This is a genomic window from Carboxylicivirga litoralis, from assembly GCF_025499605.1.
GTDB lineage: Bacteria > Bacteroidota > Bacteroidia > Bacteroidales > Marinilabiliaceae > Carboxylicivirga > Carboxylicivirga litoralis.
In genome coordinates, this window is record NZ_JAFMVC010000001.1 from 225,819 (window position 1) to 239,115 (window position 13,297).

Annotated in this window: 12 protein-coding genes; 5 read left to right on the forward strand and 7 right to left on the reverse strand. The window is 37.8% G+C overall.

The window, feature by feature from the left end; translation table 11 throughout:
• Positions 1-106: 106 nt before the first annotated feature.
• Entirely contained in the window at positions 107-472 is a 366-nt protein-coding gene (locus J1N10_RS00985; protein WP_262324800.1) for a hypothetical protein, read from the reverse strand.
• 97 nt (positions 473-569) lie between these two features.
• On the reverse strand, positions 570-1,628 hold the full coding sequence (locus J1N10_RS00990) for a DUF3810 domain-containing protein (protein WP_262324801.1): 1,059 nt from the start codon (positions 1,626-1,628) through the stop codon (positions 570-572).
• Positions 1,629-1,762: 134 nt separating this feature from the next.
• Here J1N10_RS00990 and J1N10_RS00995 point away from each other — a divergent pair, with 134 nt between their 5' ends.
• Together J1N10_RS00995 and J1N10_RS01000 are read left to right on the forward strand one after the other, a co-directional pair.
• Positions 1,763-2,884 (forward strand): GNAT family N-acetyltransferase, encoded by a 1,122-nt coding sequence (locus J1N10_RS00995; RefSeq protein ID WP_262324802.1) that lies wholly within the window; start codon positions 1,763-1,765, stop codon positions 2,882-2,884.
• A 66-nt stretch (positions 2,885-2,950) separates the two neighbouring features.
• Positions 2,951-3,868, forward strand: a complete 918-nt coding sequence (locus tag J1N10_RS01000; protein ID WP_262324803.1) for a YitT family protein — start codon at positions 2,951-2,953, stop codon at positions 3,866-3,868.
• On the opposite strand, the gene J1N10_RS01005 is transcribed toward J1N10_RS01000, so the two are convergent.
• Positions 3,831-4,538: a pseudouridine synthase gene (locus J1N10_RS01005; RefSeq protein WP_262324804.1), complete on the reverse strand. Its 708-nt coding sequence runs from the start codon at positions 4,536-4,538 to the stop codon at positions 3,831-3,833. The two genes, J1N10_RS01000 and J1N10_RS01005, sit on opposite strands and share 38 nt — an antisense overlap.
• Before the next feature lie 83 nt (positions 4,539-4,621).
• On the opposite strand from J1N10_RS01005, the gene J1N10_RS01010 reads away from it, so the two are divergent.
• Positions 4,622-5,521: a DMT family transporter gene (locus J1N10_RS01010; RefSeq protein WP_262324805.1), complete on the forward strand. Its 900-nt coding sequence runs from the start codon at positions 4,622-4,624 to the stop codon at positions 5,519-5,521.
• Here J1N10_RS01010 and J1N10_RS01015 read toward each other — a convergent pair.
• Positions 5,511-6,437: a lipid A deacylase LpxR family protein gene (locus J1N10_RS01015; protein ID WP_262324806.1), complete on the reverse strand. Its 927-nt coding sequence runs from the start codon at positions 6,435-6,437 to the stop codon at positions 5,511-5,513. The genes J1N10_RS01010 and J1N10_RS01015 overlap by 11 nt on opposite strands.
• A 200-nt stretch (positions 6,438-6,637) precedes the next feature.
• On the opposite strand from J1N10_RS01015, the gene J1N10_RS01020 reads away from it, so the two are divergent.
• Both J1N10_RS01020 and J1N10_RS01025 read left to right on the forward strand, forming a co-directional pair.
• Positions 6,638-7,849, forward strand: a complete 1,212-nt coding sequence (locus J1N10_RS01020) for an acyloxyacyl hydrolase (RefSeq protein WP_262324807.1) — start codon at positions 6,638-6,640, stop codon at positions 7,847-7,849.
• Positions 7,850-7,893: 44 nt separating this feature from the next.
• Positions 7,894-8,457, forward strand: coding sequence for a DUF4251 domain-containing protein (locus tag J1N10_RS01025; RefSeq protein WP_262324808.1), 564 nt, complete (start codon positions 7,894-7,896; stop codon positions 8,455-8,457).
• A 29-nt stretch (positions 8,458-8,486) separates the two neighbouring features.
• Here the strand turns inward: J1N10_RS01025 and J1N10_RS01030 are convergent, their stop codons facing one another.
• The 3 genes from J1N10_RS01030 to J1N10_RS01040 all read right to left on the reverse strand — a co-directional run bounded on the left by J1N10_RS01030 (position 8,487) and on the right by J1N10_RS01040 (position 13,240).
• Entirely contained in the window at positions 8,487-11,867 is a 3,381-nt protein-coding gene (locus J1N10_RS01030) for a sensor histidine kinase (protein ID WP_262324809.1), read from the reverse strand.
• 126 nt (positions 11,868-11,993) lie between these two features.
• Entirely contained in the window at positions 11,994-12,641 is a 648-nt protein-coding gene (locus J1N10_RS01035) for an urease accessory protein UreH domain-containing protein (protein WP_262324810.1), read from the reverse strand.
• Positions 12,642-12,718: 77 nt separating this feature from the next.
• Positions 12,719-13,240 carry an NUDIX hydrolase gene (locus tag J1N10_RS01040; protein WP_262324811.1) on the reverse strand — a complete coding sequence of 174 codons (522 nt, stop codon included), beginning with the start codon at positions 13,238-13,240 and terminating at the stop codon, positions 12,719-12,721.
• Positions 13,241-13,297: the final 57 nt, after the last annotated feature.

The following is a 13,297-nucleotide window of genomic DNA, read 5'->3' on the forward strand; positions in this document are numbered from 1 at the left end:
ATGCAAAGTTGTCACTTTTTTTAGCATTAATAAATTTTACGCACAAAAAAAGAGGACCTTTCGTCCTCTTCCCCTTATAGATTGTAGTAGGTAATCTCCCTCACATTTAATTTCTTGAAATCAACCATTCCTTAGCCAAATCAAGCGTTTCAAACGAACGCAAATCACGACCTGTAAGCTTCATAATACCATTATAAACGATACGTTGCAGCCCAGAAATACCAACGACAGCACCATGGCTTACATAAGGTTTGTTTCCACTTATAAACTCTGAGAAAATGTTTTTTATTTCGGCATTGAAATGCATACCTTGAATATTCGTCAATGAAATAACTGATTTTTCTGGCTGCATGCGGATGTAGTCTTTGCTTTCTGTTATTAAAGCTTCAATTTCCGAAATTTCCCTTAGGCCGGTAAAGTCCATAAAGAAAATTCGCTTTCCTTGATAATTGATAATTTCAGGCTTACTCATTTTGTCCATTTTTATTGCATACAAAAATAAAATGCAAACCACTTAGACAGTCACTCCTTTATCAACAATAAGTTAATCTTTATCAAACAGTTTTAAACTATTGACTTTCTTGTTCTAACAGTAAATAATCCATCACATGTTTAACTACACCTTCGTAATCATCAATCCCGGCTTCAACATTATTGGATTTCAGATAGGCATCATTCACTTTTGTAGCCACTAGTTCTACATTCCGATTCATCAAAGCCATCCAATGATAATGTGATTTGTAGAAGTCGTGCCTTACCTCGTAACGAATATTCTTTGCCACTTCTCTAAATCCTTCATGTTTATAGCATTCGTAAACAAAATACTGCAACAAATACAAATTCGCACTGTAAGCCAAGCATTTATCATCTGATTCTGAACACACCAACCAGGCGTAAAAATTAGCCTCCGCCTCACTCGTAACACCAAGCTTGTGAGCCATCTCATGTGCCAAAACCTGTGGATATTCCAATGGTAACACATAATTATTCAAATGAATTTCACTAAAGAAAGGCCCGTAATAACCCGATATAGTAGCGGCACCAAACAGTTGACTTAATGAAATAGATTTAGGCCTGCTCCTTAGTATTGCTATATCTATTTTTAAAAATGACGCTTGCTTCTGGTAGCCTTGCTGTACATGCTCAAGCACATCACTTTTATTTATCGCATAAATGGGCGTGTACGAAGCATTTATTTTATGAACCAGCCATTCAAAAGCCTCCATCAACTCATTAACATCAGCTTTGGCCGATTTCATATTAAGTCGCGCATTAATATCCTGACGATAATAATTAAACCCCCAAAGAACATTGAAAACCCAGTAAACAGTAGCCACTAAAACAACCATGCGCCCCAAAAAACGCTTGAATCGTAAGCGTCGAAACATGACCAATAAAAGGTTAAGCACTAAAAAAATGATTAACCCGGCATATAATACATCATCAATAGAAAATCTAAAATAATTGCTAAACCAAGCTAACGCTTGAGCCAACTTAGGATACAACGCTGAAGCATATATGTTTTCAACGCAACCAGGGCAATACTTACCAATGCGCGTCAGAATGAAGACTGTTAGCGCTAAATAAAGGCTGATGGCAACACTCGACTTATAATATTTCCCTGACATTTTTTTAATCATACTCAAAAATACACATTGTATGCAGCAAATCATCAAAGAGTGATTTCTATTATAGAAATTTATCAGGATTAACCCAAATTAATGTATTAACTTCGCAATCGGAAAACAAAACTATTTTCAAAATGGGTATTGTAATAAAAGAGGTAAACGATAAGAAAACACTAAACGACTTTGTCAATTTACCTTACATACTTTATAAAAACGAGAAGAATTGGGTGCCGCCAATGAAAAAGGACGAGCTCCATTCTGTTATTCCAGAGAAAAACCCGGCTTTTGAGTTTTGTAAAGTGAAGCTTTGGGTAGCGTACCAGGATGGCAAATGTGTTGGCCGAATTGGTGGTATCATTAACTCATTGTGGATTGAGAAGAAAGGTGAAAATATTGGTCGCTTCACGCGTCCTGAATTTATTGATGATAAAGAAGTCAGCCATTTGCTTTTCAACACGGTTGAAAACTGGTTTAAGAAAGAAGGTATGGTTGAAATGCAAGGACCTTTAGGCTTCTCGAATCTAGACCACCAGGGCTGTTTGATTGAAGGGCACGATTGGTTACCTTCGGTTGCTTCTGACTACCACATGGCCTATTACCAGGAGCATTTTAATGCTTTGGGTTACGAAAAAGAAATTGACTGGATTGAATTCCGGATTACTTTCCCCGATGCTTTGCCTGAGAAAGCTTTTAAAGTAGCTGACATGTTAACCAAACGCTATGGCTTAAAAGCACTTAATTTCACATCGAGTAAAGAGCTGGAACCATATAAAGAGAAAGTATTTGCCTTGTTCAACAAAGCTTTTGCAGAACTATTTGGCACTTTCCAGTTACCAGAGAAAATGGTGCAGTTTTACATCAACAAATATTTTCCAATCCTTAATCCGCGTTACGTTAAAATCATCCTTGATAAAGAAGATGAGTTAGCTGGTTTTTTAATTGCATTGCCATCCTTATCGGAAGCCATGCAGAAAGCAAAAGGTAAGCTATTACCCTTTGGCTGGTGGCACGTGATGAAAGCATTGAAAAAGCCCAAAGAAATGGATTTGATGCTGACAGGAGTCAAACCCGAATTACAGAAAATGGGCGTGGCTGCTTTACTAATGAATGATCTTTGGAAAACAGCTAAAGAAGATGGTGTGAAGTATGTTGAAACCACCGGTATGTTGGAAAATAACCATGTGGCCATTCAGATGTGGAAATCGTTTGACCATATTCAACACAAAAGGAAACGCTGTTATAAAAAAGCACTTTAAAACAACAACTATATTTAAAGATAGAAAGGTGCTTGTTTGACAGGCACCTTTTTTAATGCCTTAGAAATGACAAAAACAGAACTTTTAAAAGAAGTAAAAAGCTATGCCATCATCACACTAGGTTTGATGGTGAGTGCTGTTGGCTGGACCGGTTTTATTATCCCTTCCGATATTGTTGGTGGCGGCGTAATGGGGCTGTCCTCATTATTATATTTTGTTTTTGGATTGCCGGTGGGACCAACGAACCTGGTAATTAATGGTATTCTCATCCTTCTTTCGATGAAAATACTGGGAAAAGGTTTCGGTATTAAAACCATCTACTCGCTGGTAACCTTATCATTGTTCATCACGGTGTTTCCGTATTTTATCACAGACCCAATAGTGACCGACAAGTTTATGGCCGCAATTATTGGCGGTGGTATGGTTGGTGCCAGCATCGGCATTTTATTTGTGCAGGGTGGAAGCACGGGCGGTACCGAAATTGTGGCTATGATTATTAATAAGAATCACAACATCAGCCCGGGACGTATTATGATGTTTCTGGATATCATTATCATCAGTTCTTCCATCTTTGTCTTTAAATCGCTGGAAACAATGGTATATGGTTTTGTAGTAGTTGGCCTGATGTCGTACATAGCAGACATGCTGCTTACCGGTTCGCGACAATCGGTGCAGGTGCTGATTATCTCTCAGAAGCCAAAAGAAATTGCAGATAAGTTGTCATCGCAAATCAACCGTGGACTAAGCTTCTTAAAAGGCCGCGGCTATTACTATGCAGGCGACAGAGAGTTTATTATTACCATTGTTAAAAAGTCAGAATCGCACATGGTGTTTCAAATCATTAAAGAAACCGATCCCGATGCTTTTATCTCAGTAGCCAATGTAATGGCCGTTTATGGCCATGGTTTTGATCAGTACAAACCACCTCTTAGCAGCAAGAAACCTGCTAAGCCAAAGAATACTGAGCTCCCGAAAGCTGAGTAAGCACAACATCATAAGCCTCAGGCATTTTTGCTTCGAGGCTTAATTTTTCCTGATTCAGCGGATGTGACAACTCCAATGAAGCGGCGTGCAACAACAAGCGCTTCACCCCTGTAATTTCAGTCATTATTTTATTTAAGGTCCAGTCGCCATGCTGTGTGTCACCCAAAATATCGGTACGGTTCATGGCAAAATGCTGTCGTAACTGGTGCCAACGTCCTGTTTCAGGGGTGGCTCTTACTAGGCTTATTGACACATTCTCTTCCTGCTTGTAACATATCCCTGTTTCGATAGAAGAAATTGTTTTATAAGCAGTTTTTGCTGCCTGACGTTTCTTCTTTTTCTTGATAAGTACATTTTTATCGAAAACACCTTCTCCCGGAACTCCTTTTGCCAAAAGAAGATATGTCTTTTTCACTTGCCTTTGTTCAAACTGTTGACTAAGCACTCCGGCTATTTCGCGTGAGAAAGCCAGCACAATAACACCTGATGTTTTTGAATCGAGCCGATGAACAGGAAAAACAGGCTTATCGGTCAATTGTCCAACTTGCTTCGTCAAGTACTCAGCATCGGCTGGCATAAAATCATTTTTATGAACTGGTAAGTCAACAGGCTTATTAACGGCAATCATTACCTCATCCTGGAATAATATATCATCTGGTGTTATATGCATGTAACAAAGATAGAGGCTTCCAATTGGATTTAACCAACAGAATAAAAATACTTACTATTTTTGCACACTTATTTTATCGCCATATGCAAAAAGAAACCGTAAAGAACATTGTTTTAGCTATAATCGCTTGCTTATTGTGGTCAACTGCTTTTGTAGGTATCAAGATTGGTTTGCAATACACTACACCTATTCAGTTTGCCGGACTTCGTTTTTTCTTTTCAGGTTTATTACTATTACCACTGGTAAAGTCGCTTTCAAACTATTTCAGGGCTATCCGTCAGAACTTCTGGTTAATCATAAAAGTGTCAGCTACACAAACCTTTATATTGTATGCTCTTTTTTATTGGGGAGTGGACATGCTGGACGGTGCATTGGCTGCCATCATTATTGGTTCCCAACCACTTTTTGCTGCACTCACCGCTCATGTGATGATGAGTAATGATAAAATGAGCCTGCGCAAAACACTGACTATCTCATCGGGCATTGGAGGCATTATACTCATCGCTCTTCCTAAAGGACTTAGTGGCCCCGACAACTGGAGCGAGCTGCTTGGAATACTACTGCTAGTGATGGCTAATATTGCGTCGGGCATTGGTAATGTATTTGTCAGTAAAAACAGGGGCAGCATCTCTCCCATCATTTTAAACTCATCGCAAATGATTATTGGTGGCGCCTTCCTGTTTATTTTTTCGCTGTTTACTGAGCCATTTAATGGCTTTCGCTTCCCTGTTGAGTATTATGTGGCATTAACCTGGTTAAGCTTTTTATCTGCCACTGCCTTTTCTTTATGGTTTTTCTTATTGCAAAAACCAACCATTAAAGTCTCGGACCTGAATATCTATAAGTTTATTATTCCGGTGTTTGGCGCCACATTAAGTTGGATAATATTACCTGATGAGTCACCCGATTTCACCTCTTTACTGGGCATGTTAATTATCGGAGCCTCTGTTGTACTATACAGCCTTATTGCCACTAAAAATTAAGATACATCCTTGTAGAGGTGTACCAATGGTGAGTACCGGCTTTAAACTCTTTCGATTGCAGAAAAACATCGAAATTAATACCAAACGATTTATAGCTGACGCCCAGACCAGTTCGCCATTTACCAATGATTTTATTCATTTCGCTAAACTCGACGTAATGGATTTTCTCATTTTTATGCCAGCCTCCCATAAGCGTAGCATTATATCCTACCACCGTTAGCGTAGGCTCGGTATTAAAATACATTTGCCACTTGCTGCTACTCATCAATGGCAGTCCTAGATTATCCATGTAACTATCCATTTTTCCAAGTCTTAAAAGCAAGCCAACAGAAGCATCGTCATGCAATGTTCCAACACGGGCACCTCCTTTGGCATACATGTCGATGCCCGATGATTCGTAAAGTTGCTTCGATACCTCGAGGTTATAATTAACAATTGGCCAATTATACTGCTGATGATGCCAACCATTGGGCAATGTATTGTCCGACCATTCGTGATAGCGATATTGCACCCTACCAGCTCCAGAGGCAGGCCCCATTACTCCAATATCTAATTCAGAATTATACAGCCAACCTGTTTCACTGTTTGCAGCCCTTGAATGCGATGTAAACACTAAAACGCCCGCATATGGCCGGTCAGAATATTGAATCTCATCACTCCTAATATTCTTTGGTGTATATGTTTTCTGAAAACCAGAAAAACCATAAACCACTTTATCATATTCTTTAGGCTTAAGCAGGATTAAATTAGCCGGATTGTACTTAAAAAAGGGATGGAAAGTACCAAACGACATTCCTTGCGTGTAGTAATAATCAGTCATCATAAACACATCATTATCCCAACCCAATTGATAATATGCATTAGGTAATGGTTGCTGCGCCTTAGCTGACAAAGATATATTTGCAGCTATTACCATTATTAATATGTTTCTGACAAACGCTTTCACAAAGAAAAATTTTCTCTTTCAAAGCAAATCTGATTCCATTTAATCTTAAAAAATGCTAAACTTTATTATGATTTTTTTGTCCTTTAATATGCAACATCACAAACAAAGGCCTATTTTTACTATGCAATTGTTGATAACAATTTATAACCAAACATATTAATACCTTATTTATGAAGTTTATTACCACCCTCGTGTTAATGGCTGTTGGTGTACAATTATTGGCACAAAGTCAACTAAATGACTCGATTCAATCGACGAATAAACCGAAACGTTATAATGCAGTTGCTTTACGTTATCATGCAGGTAGAGTTTTGCAAACAAATAGTTTTCTTGAAGGTGAAAACAGTGCTAATCAGGTTATTGATTACTATCAGGCGCTAAATGTGTCTTATTCGATCCAAACCGATGGTAGTAAAGAATGGCACCATATTTTTAATTTCCCTTATTATGGTGTGGCTTTTTATAATGCCAACTTCTTCAATGTTGATGAATTAGGTACCCCCACCGCACTCTTTGGCTTCATGGGCTTTCCGTTTAGAAGAGGAGAAAAGAGTATGTGGGGTTATGAACTTGGCTTTGGGCTGACCTACAACTGGGAGCCCTATGATAAGTATACAAACCCGTGGAATGTAGCAATTGGCTCACATCGAACCGTGTACATTGATGCTAACCTGTTTTATCAATACCATTTGTCACCACGATGGGACATCAGAGGATCGTTTGGTTTTACACACTTCTCAAATGGAGGAACCAAGAAGCCAAATAGTGGCATTAACCTAATATCACCATCTATTGAATTAAGCTATAGTTTTAAAGACAAGCCTTTGCTGATTCGTGAAATTCAGCCAGCTTATGAACAACACTTCGAGGTAGCCATGCAATTTGGTATGGGTGCACGCAACATTTTATACGACAACCCCAATGGCTCTGATCTACCTGAAAATGTACAAGGTACTGCTGATGTAATGCACTCGTATTTTAACCTTTCGACTGCTGTACTAAAGCAAACTACCTGGAAAAACAAGTTTGGTGCAGGTATTGACTTAACTTACGATGAATCGCTCAATGTGACTGTTGATAACCCCGCAGATGGCAGCTTAGAGCCCAACGTTGTTTTTGCCGATAAGCTATCGCACAAAATGATGCTCGGCCTATTTGGTACCTACGAATTCACCATCGACCGTTTGTCAGTGGCCTCTTATTTTGGCGTGTTGGCTTTGCGAAAAAAAGGCACCAATGCCAATCCATTATTGTATCAAAAATTTGGTCTTAAATATCACTTCAAAAACGATATATATGCCGGTTTGTTAGTTCGAGCACATAATTTCTCGGTGGCTGAGGTAATTGAATGGAATTTTGGCTACCGATTAAAATGGCATTGATATTGATTTAACCTTACACAATTTGTGAACTAATATTTGTTACGATGAAAAAGATAGCTTTAATAGGTTTATTATTGAGTTTTACGTTGGTAGTCTTCGGACAACAGGAGGAAAAAAAGTTAACGCGTAAAGAACGTCGTGCACTTCACAAACAGCAGGAGAAAGAACGTTCAGAACTAATGGCTAAAGCACTGGCCATTGCTATTGACGAAAAGCAATGGGTACTGGAAGCCAACACTCTATCTGGTAAACGTGGCACAACAGTTAATGTGAGCAGTAGTTTAAACTTTATAGCCGTTGAAGGAGATGAAGCATTCGTTCAGCTTGGTTCAAATACCGGGATGGGACAAAATGGTGTTGGAGGTGTTTCGGTACGTGGCAATGTTACCAAATACGACGTGAAAAAAAATGAGAAAAAGGGCACTTACTTTATTACACTGTATGTCAGTTCTGCCCTTGGTTCTTTTGATATTCGCCTCGACTGTAATGCCGATGGACAAATTGCCAATGCAACGGTTCAGGGCAATACATCGCGACGTGTTCAGTACCGAGGTGTTATTGTACCAATTGGTCAGTCAAGCGTATATAAAGGAACTCCAATTATTTAAGAAGGTAAAAAAACACTTGTAAGGTCAGGTTATTCCTGGCCTTTGTTGTCTTTAGCTGCATCGTCAATGGGTATATAAAAGTAGAAAGTAGTGCCTTCGCCCAACTTTGACTGCAACCAGATCTGCCCACCCAACATTTCCACTAATTGCTTAACAATGCTTAACCCCAATCCTATTCCTCCATGAATATCGTGTCCATTTTCAACCTTTTGGAAGGGTGAGAAAATGTTATCATGGAAGTCTTCTGAAATACCAAGTCCGGTATCTTCAACGGCAAACAAAACAACTCTATCTCGCAGCTCTTTATTAATTGTTTCATAATGCTTGTCATCAACACCTTCTTTCACCACTAACCTGACATGCCCTTCAGAAGTAAACTTTAAAGCGTTATTTAGCAGGTTAACTAATATTTGTTTAAGTCGTTCGCCGTCAGAAAAAACCCTAAATTCGTTGTCTGAAAGCCTAATATCGAGTTCATAGTTCACCGTCAGACTATCAACATTCAGCTCCAATGATTTAAAAACGTCTTCACATAACTCTGGTAAATTAATCCACCTCTTATGAAGATTTACCTGCCCTGTTTCAATCCTTGAAATATCAATTATATCATTAATTAGTACAAGCAAGCTATCACTACTTTTTTGTACGACACGTGCAAACTCCTTTCGCTCCTCAATACTATATACCTCGCTGCTTAACAAAGTAGAGAAACCGACAATGGAATTCATTGGCGTCCTGATTTCGTGCGATAAATTGGCTAAAAAAGCAGTCTTTAAACGGTCTGACTCTTCTGCTTTCAGCTTAGCCCTTTCCAAGTCGATAGTCCGTTCTTTAATTAAATCTTCTAAATAATAACGATACCGCTCCAGCTCTTCTTTTTGCGAAATTACTTCTTCACGGCTTTCTTCCAACTCTGTATTGGTTAAACGAAGTTGAAACGTGCGATCTTCAATCCGTTTTTCCAAATACTTTTTCTGCCGATTTAAATACCTTACTCTGACCAAGTACATCAGGTATACACCGATAATAATCAGCAAAATCAATGCTGCTTTAAACAATCTACTATCTGTAAAGGTAGGTTTGACAATCAGAACAATAGAATCCCCATCATTATTCCAGTAATGATCATTATTGCAACCTCTTACTCTAAGTGTATATTTCCCTTCAGGCAAAGATGTATAAATCTTATTACTAAATGCCATTAAAGTGTCCCACGAATTCTCATATCCTTCTAGCTTCCATGCAGCTAAATTGCGTGATGAATTTTGATAATTAAGTACACTGGAATAAAACTTTATTGGTTTATGTTTGGTTGAAATTTCAAGTGTATCACTCTCTATTTTTTCCCAGTTAGAGTATACTTCTCCTCCAACTATAACATTATCATCTTCTCGTGAATAAGAGCTTAACTCAACATTTGGAATAGCCTTATTGAGATAAAAACTCTCTGGGTTAAATTCAATAAAGCCACCAAATCCACCCATTAAAATGGTTCCGTCTTTATCCTTAAAATAAGCACCTTCATTGAATTCTCGACACATGGTACCATCGCTTCTTCCAAAACTTAAAGCTGTTTTGTCATTTATAGAATAACGAATCACTTTTGAATTGGAGTTCATCCATAAGTAGCCCTCTTTATCCTCACTAATAGAATAAATATTTGTACTAAGCAACTCATCGTTATTATTCAATTGGGATACTTCTTTAGTTTGCTTATTAAAGCTCAATAAGCCAGTACCATAACTTGCAATCAATAGCATACTGTCATTTTGCATATACAAATGCATCGGACGGTTGTACCTTATGACTCCATGTTTGTTATTTAGTGCTATTGAAAAGCGTTCAAATTTTTTAGTTTTAGTATTAAACGAACTGATAAAGCCATCTTTATCCCCTAACCACAAAATACCTTTCTCATCAAACGAAGCAGTATTCACTTTCATCGCATTATGGTGCCTGAAAGAATCGGGATAAGCAAACGAGTGATATACAAAAGTTTTTGGATTAAGTCGAATGACCCCGTCATATGTAACCAGCCAAAGATAACCATCGTAAGGTTGAACTTCCTTAATAACATTTAGGTTTTGTGCTGTTGAGTTAGAACCTGCAAACCTTGTCCGTTTACAATTCATAGTATTTAAATCAATACTTACTAATCCGTCAAACGTTCCTAACCAAAACATTTGTTGTTCATCTTCATAACCGCAAGTAATGGTATCACGATTAAAAACAACACCATCTAATGCATCAATTCGTTCAGCTTTTTTCCCTTTAGATTTGGAAAAAAGTCCATTATAGGTCCACCACCAATAATTTCGCTTTGAATCTTTGTATAGGAAAAACAAATTATTGGCTAACTCGGTTTTATTCACATTCGTCTTAAACTGTTTAAAACGGGCTGCTGTTTCTTTAAATTTCGATAAACCGTCTTTTGTACCTATCCATGTAAAATCGAACATAGGTGAATAACAAATTGAACTGACCCAATTATTAGCTAAAGCATCATCATCTCCCGTTGCTTTATGTTGTTTAATAATTGAACCATCATCGCGTATCTGAAAAAGACCATTACCATAAGTTCCAAGCCAGATGTTACCCACTTCATCAGCCAGATGACAGGTTAGCATCGGACTATCAACCTTATTCTGATAGAGTATCTGAGCTTTCCCTGACACAATATTTTTGGCCACCAGGCGGTTTCCAAAGCAAACCAATAAAGTGGCGTTATCCTTAAAACTTATTGATTTAATTGATTCGGAGTATTCACAAAATGGTGCTTTTTTGAGTTCGTAATCATTATTCTCAATTTGCTCAACTGAGTATTGATACACGCCTTTATCTGTACCTACATACAGTATGCCTGCATGGTAAATAATATCATGCACATCATACCCACAATCGTACTTTTGAGTATAAAGATCGAAAAATAAGCCAGTTGAAATATCATAAACCTGCAAACCAAAATCAACCGTTCCGATGAAGAGCCAATTTTGAAGTCGGTAAATAGCATTCACTTTACCAAGTCCACGAATGTTGTCACCATTTGCCGGACGCTGAATCTGTTTAGATTTATACGTTTTAAGATTAAATTGATTGACTCCTCCATAATGGGTACCAACCCAAAGAAACTCATTACTCTTATCTACATGAAGGGTACTAATGTTGTTACCAGATAGTGATGTAGAATCATCCGATTCGTGTTTAAAATTATCGAAATAGGTTCCATCAAACAGATATAATCCCTCCGTTGTACCAATCCATGTATAACCAACAGAATCCATAGTTATGCATTGAATAAGCGGGTGTTTAAGCCCATTCTGCTCTCCATAACTAATAAAACTATTCTGTTGCCCTTCTGCAATGACTGATAACAATAGGAATAACACTCCTCCAATGAAGTAACTTCTCAACACACTTGTAGTTTACATTAATCCCCAAAAATTATATAACTGCTAACACAGATACATGAAAATATTATAACGATGATTCACTCTAAAAGTTACGACTGAATGCAACCTTTTACACACATTAAATAATTAAAGCCCAAGCACCTGAATCGCTAATCCGGAAAGAAAGATTACGAAACCAGCAATAGGATGACCAAGGTTTTCGAAGCGCCGAAGATTAACAAATGAAAGCCCATAAGAAATGGCTAACACTGCTCCTGTCATAGTAGCTAAAGTAACAAATCCGAACACACTTGTAACTAATACTAATGCGCCTACACTTTCAATAGCTGCCGGATACATTAATATGGGTATGAGGGGTTCGCATGGTCCTAAAGCAAAAATGATAAACAATACCCATGGGGTTACGTTTTTCGTATTCTCAATTTTATCGGTGTGACTGTGATTGTGCTTTTTGTATAAACGTCGAAGGCCCCATAAAGCATATAGAAGGCCAAAAGCGATTAACGCCCAAGCCGCCAAATTACCACGAATGGATTCAAACCAATTTAGTTTCTCAACTTGCAATTCTAATGCAATTCCTAAAAAACCGACTAAAACGGAACTCAATATATGTGCAATTCCACAAAGCACAGTTAATCCAATAACTTTCCTCAACTTCCACTCTTTAGCTTTCCCAATCATGATAAATGGCAAATAATGATCGGGGCCAAACAGGGTATGAATGAATCCTATTGAAGCAGCACTTATAACTAGAACTTGTAATTCCTGACTCATTTTTTTCTTTTAAAAATAAAAAAATATGACTGATGATACTCTCAATCATACAACTCTGTAGCTTATTTATTCTTAATCTAAATCAGTTTTTCATACGCCATAATGATATTTCTGATGGAGTCTGAACTAATCTCGCTGTAATCAATTTTATCCAGAGCAATAAATTCGAATCCTGAGATATCATCTTTGGCATGCATGTTATCAAAACTCTTTACCTGACATAAAAAACCTAAATCTGTTGTATAAACCGAGAAGCCTGAAAAAATATATTCATTCGGAAAAGAAGCAATATACTCCAAACTAACAACATCCAAATTCAACTCCTCTTTAATTTCACGAATAACCGACTCTTCGGCACGTTCCATCGGATCTACAAAACCACCAGGTAAATCCAGCTTGCCTTTCTCTGGTTCAAAAGCGCGACGCGTGAGTAAAATTTCCCCTCTATTATTAACTATTACGGCTGCAACAGCACAGGCCGAATTGATAAAAAAATGAAAATGACAGGATGCACATTTAAAGGATTTACTCCCATCAAACACAAAATTGGCGGAACCACATTTAGGACAAAATTGAAGTATATCTTGAGGCTGGGTCATAGTTTTGAGATTAGACCAATTAAATTTATTTAACAAAATCAATGCTAAAATTACTTA

Excerpts from the sequence above, each read along its gene's own strand:
- J1N10_RS01000 (WP_262324803.1), top strand. The coding sequence starts at position 2,951 with ATGACAAAAACAGAACTTTTAAAAGAAGTAAAAAGCTATGCCATCATC.
- J1N10_RS01020 (WP_262324807.1), top strand. The coding sequence starts at position 6,638 with ATGAAGTTTATTACCACCCTCGTGTTAATGGCTGTTGGTGTACAATTA.
- J1N10_RS00990 (WP_262324801.1), bottom strand. The coding sequence starts at position 1,628 with ATGTCAGGGAAATATTATAAGTCGAGTGTTGCCATCAGCCTTTATTTA.
- J1N10_RS01035 (WP_262324810.1), bottom strand. The coding sequence starts at position 12,641 with ATGAGTCAGGAATTACAAGTTCTAGTTATAAGTGCTGCTTCAATAGGA.
- J1N10_RS01025 (WP_262324808.1), top strand. The coding sequence starts at position 7,894 with ATGAAAAAGATAGCTTTAATAGGTTTATTATTGAGTTTTACGTTGGTA.
- J1N10_RS00985 (WP_262324800.1), bottom strand. The coding sequence starts at position 472 with ATGAGTAAGCCTGAAATTATCAATTATCAAGGAAAGCGAATTTTCTTT.
- J1N10_RS00995 (WP_262324802.1), top strand. The coding sequence starts at position 1,763 with ATGGGTATTGTAATAAAAGAGGTAAACGATAAGAAAACACTAAACGAC.
- J1N10_RS01040 (WP_262324811.1), bottom strand. The coding sequence starts at position 13,240 with ATGACCCAGCCTCAAGATATACTTCAATTTTGTCCTAAATGTGGTTCC.
- J1N10_RS01015 (WP_262324806.1), bottom strand. The coding sequence starts at position 6,437 with ATGGTAATAGCTGCAAATATATCTTTGTCAGCTAAGGCGCAGCAACCA.
- J1N10_RS01010 (WP_262324805.1), top strand. The coding sequence starts at position 4,622 with ATGCAAAAAGAAACCGTAAAGAACATTGTTTTAGCTATAATCGCTTGC.
- J1N10_RS01005 (WP_262324804.1), bottom strand. The coding sequence starts at position 4,538 with ATGCATATAACACCAGATGATATATTATTCCAGGATGAGGTAATGATT.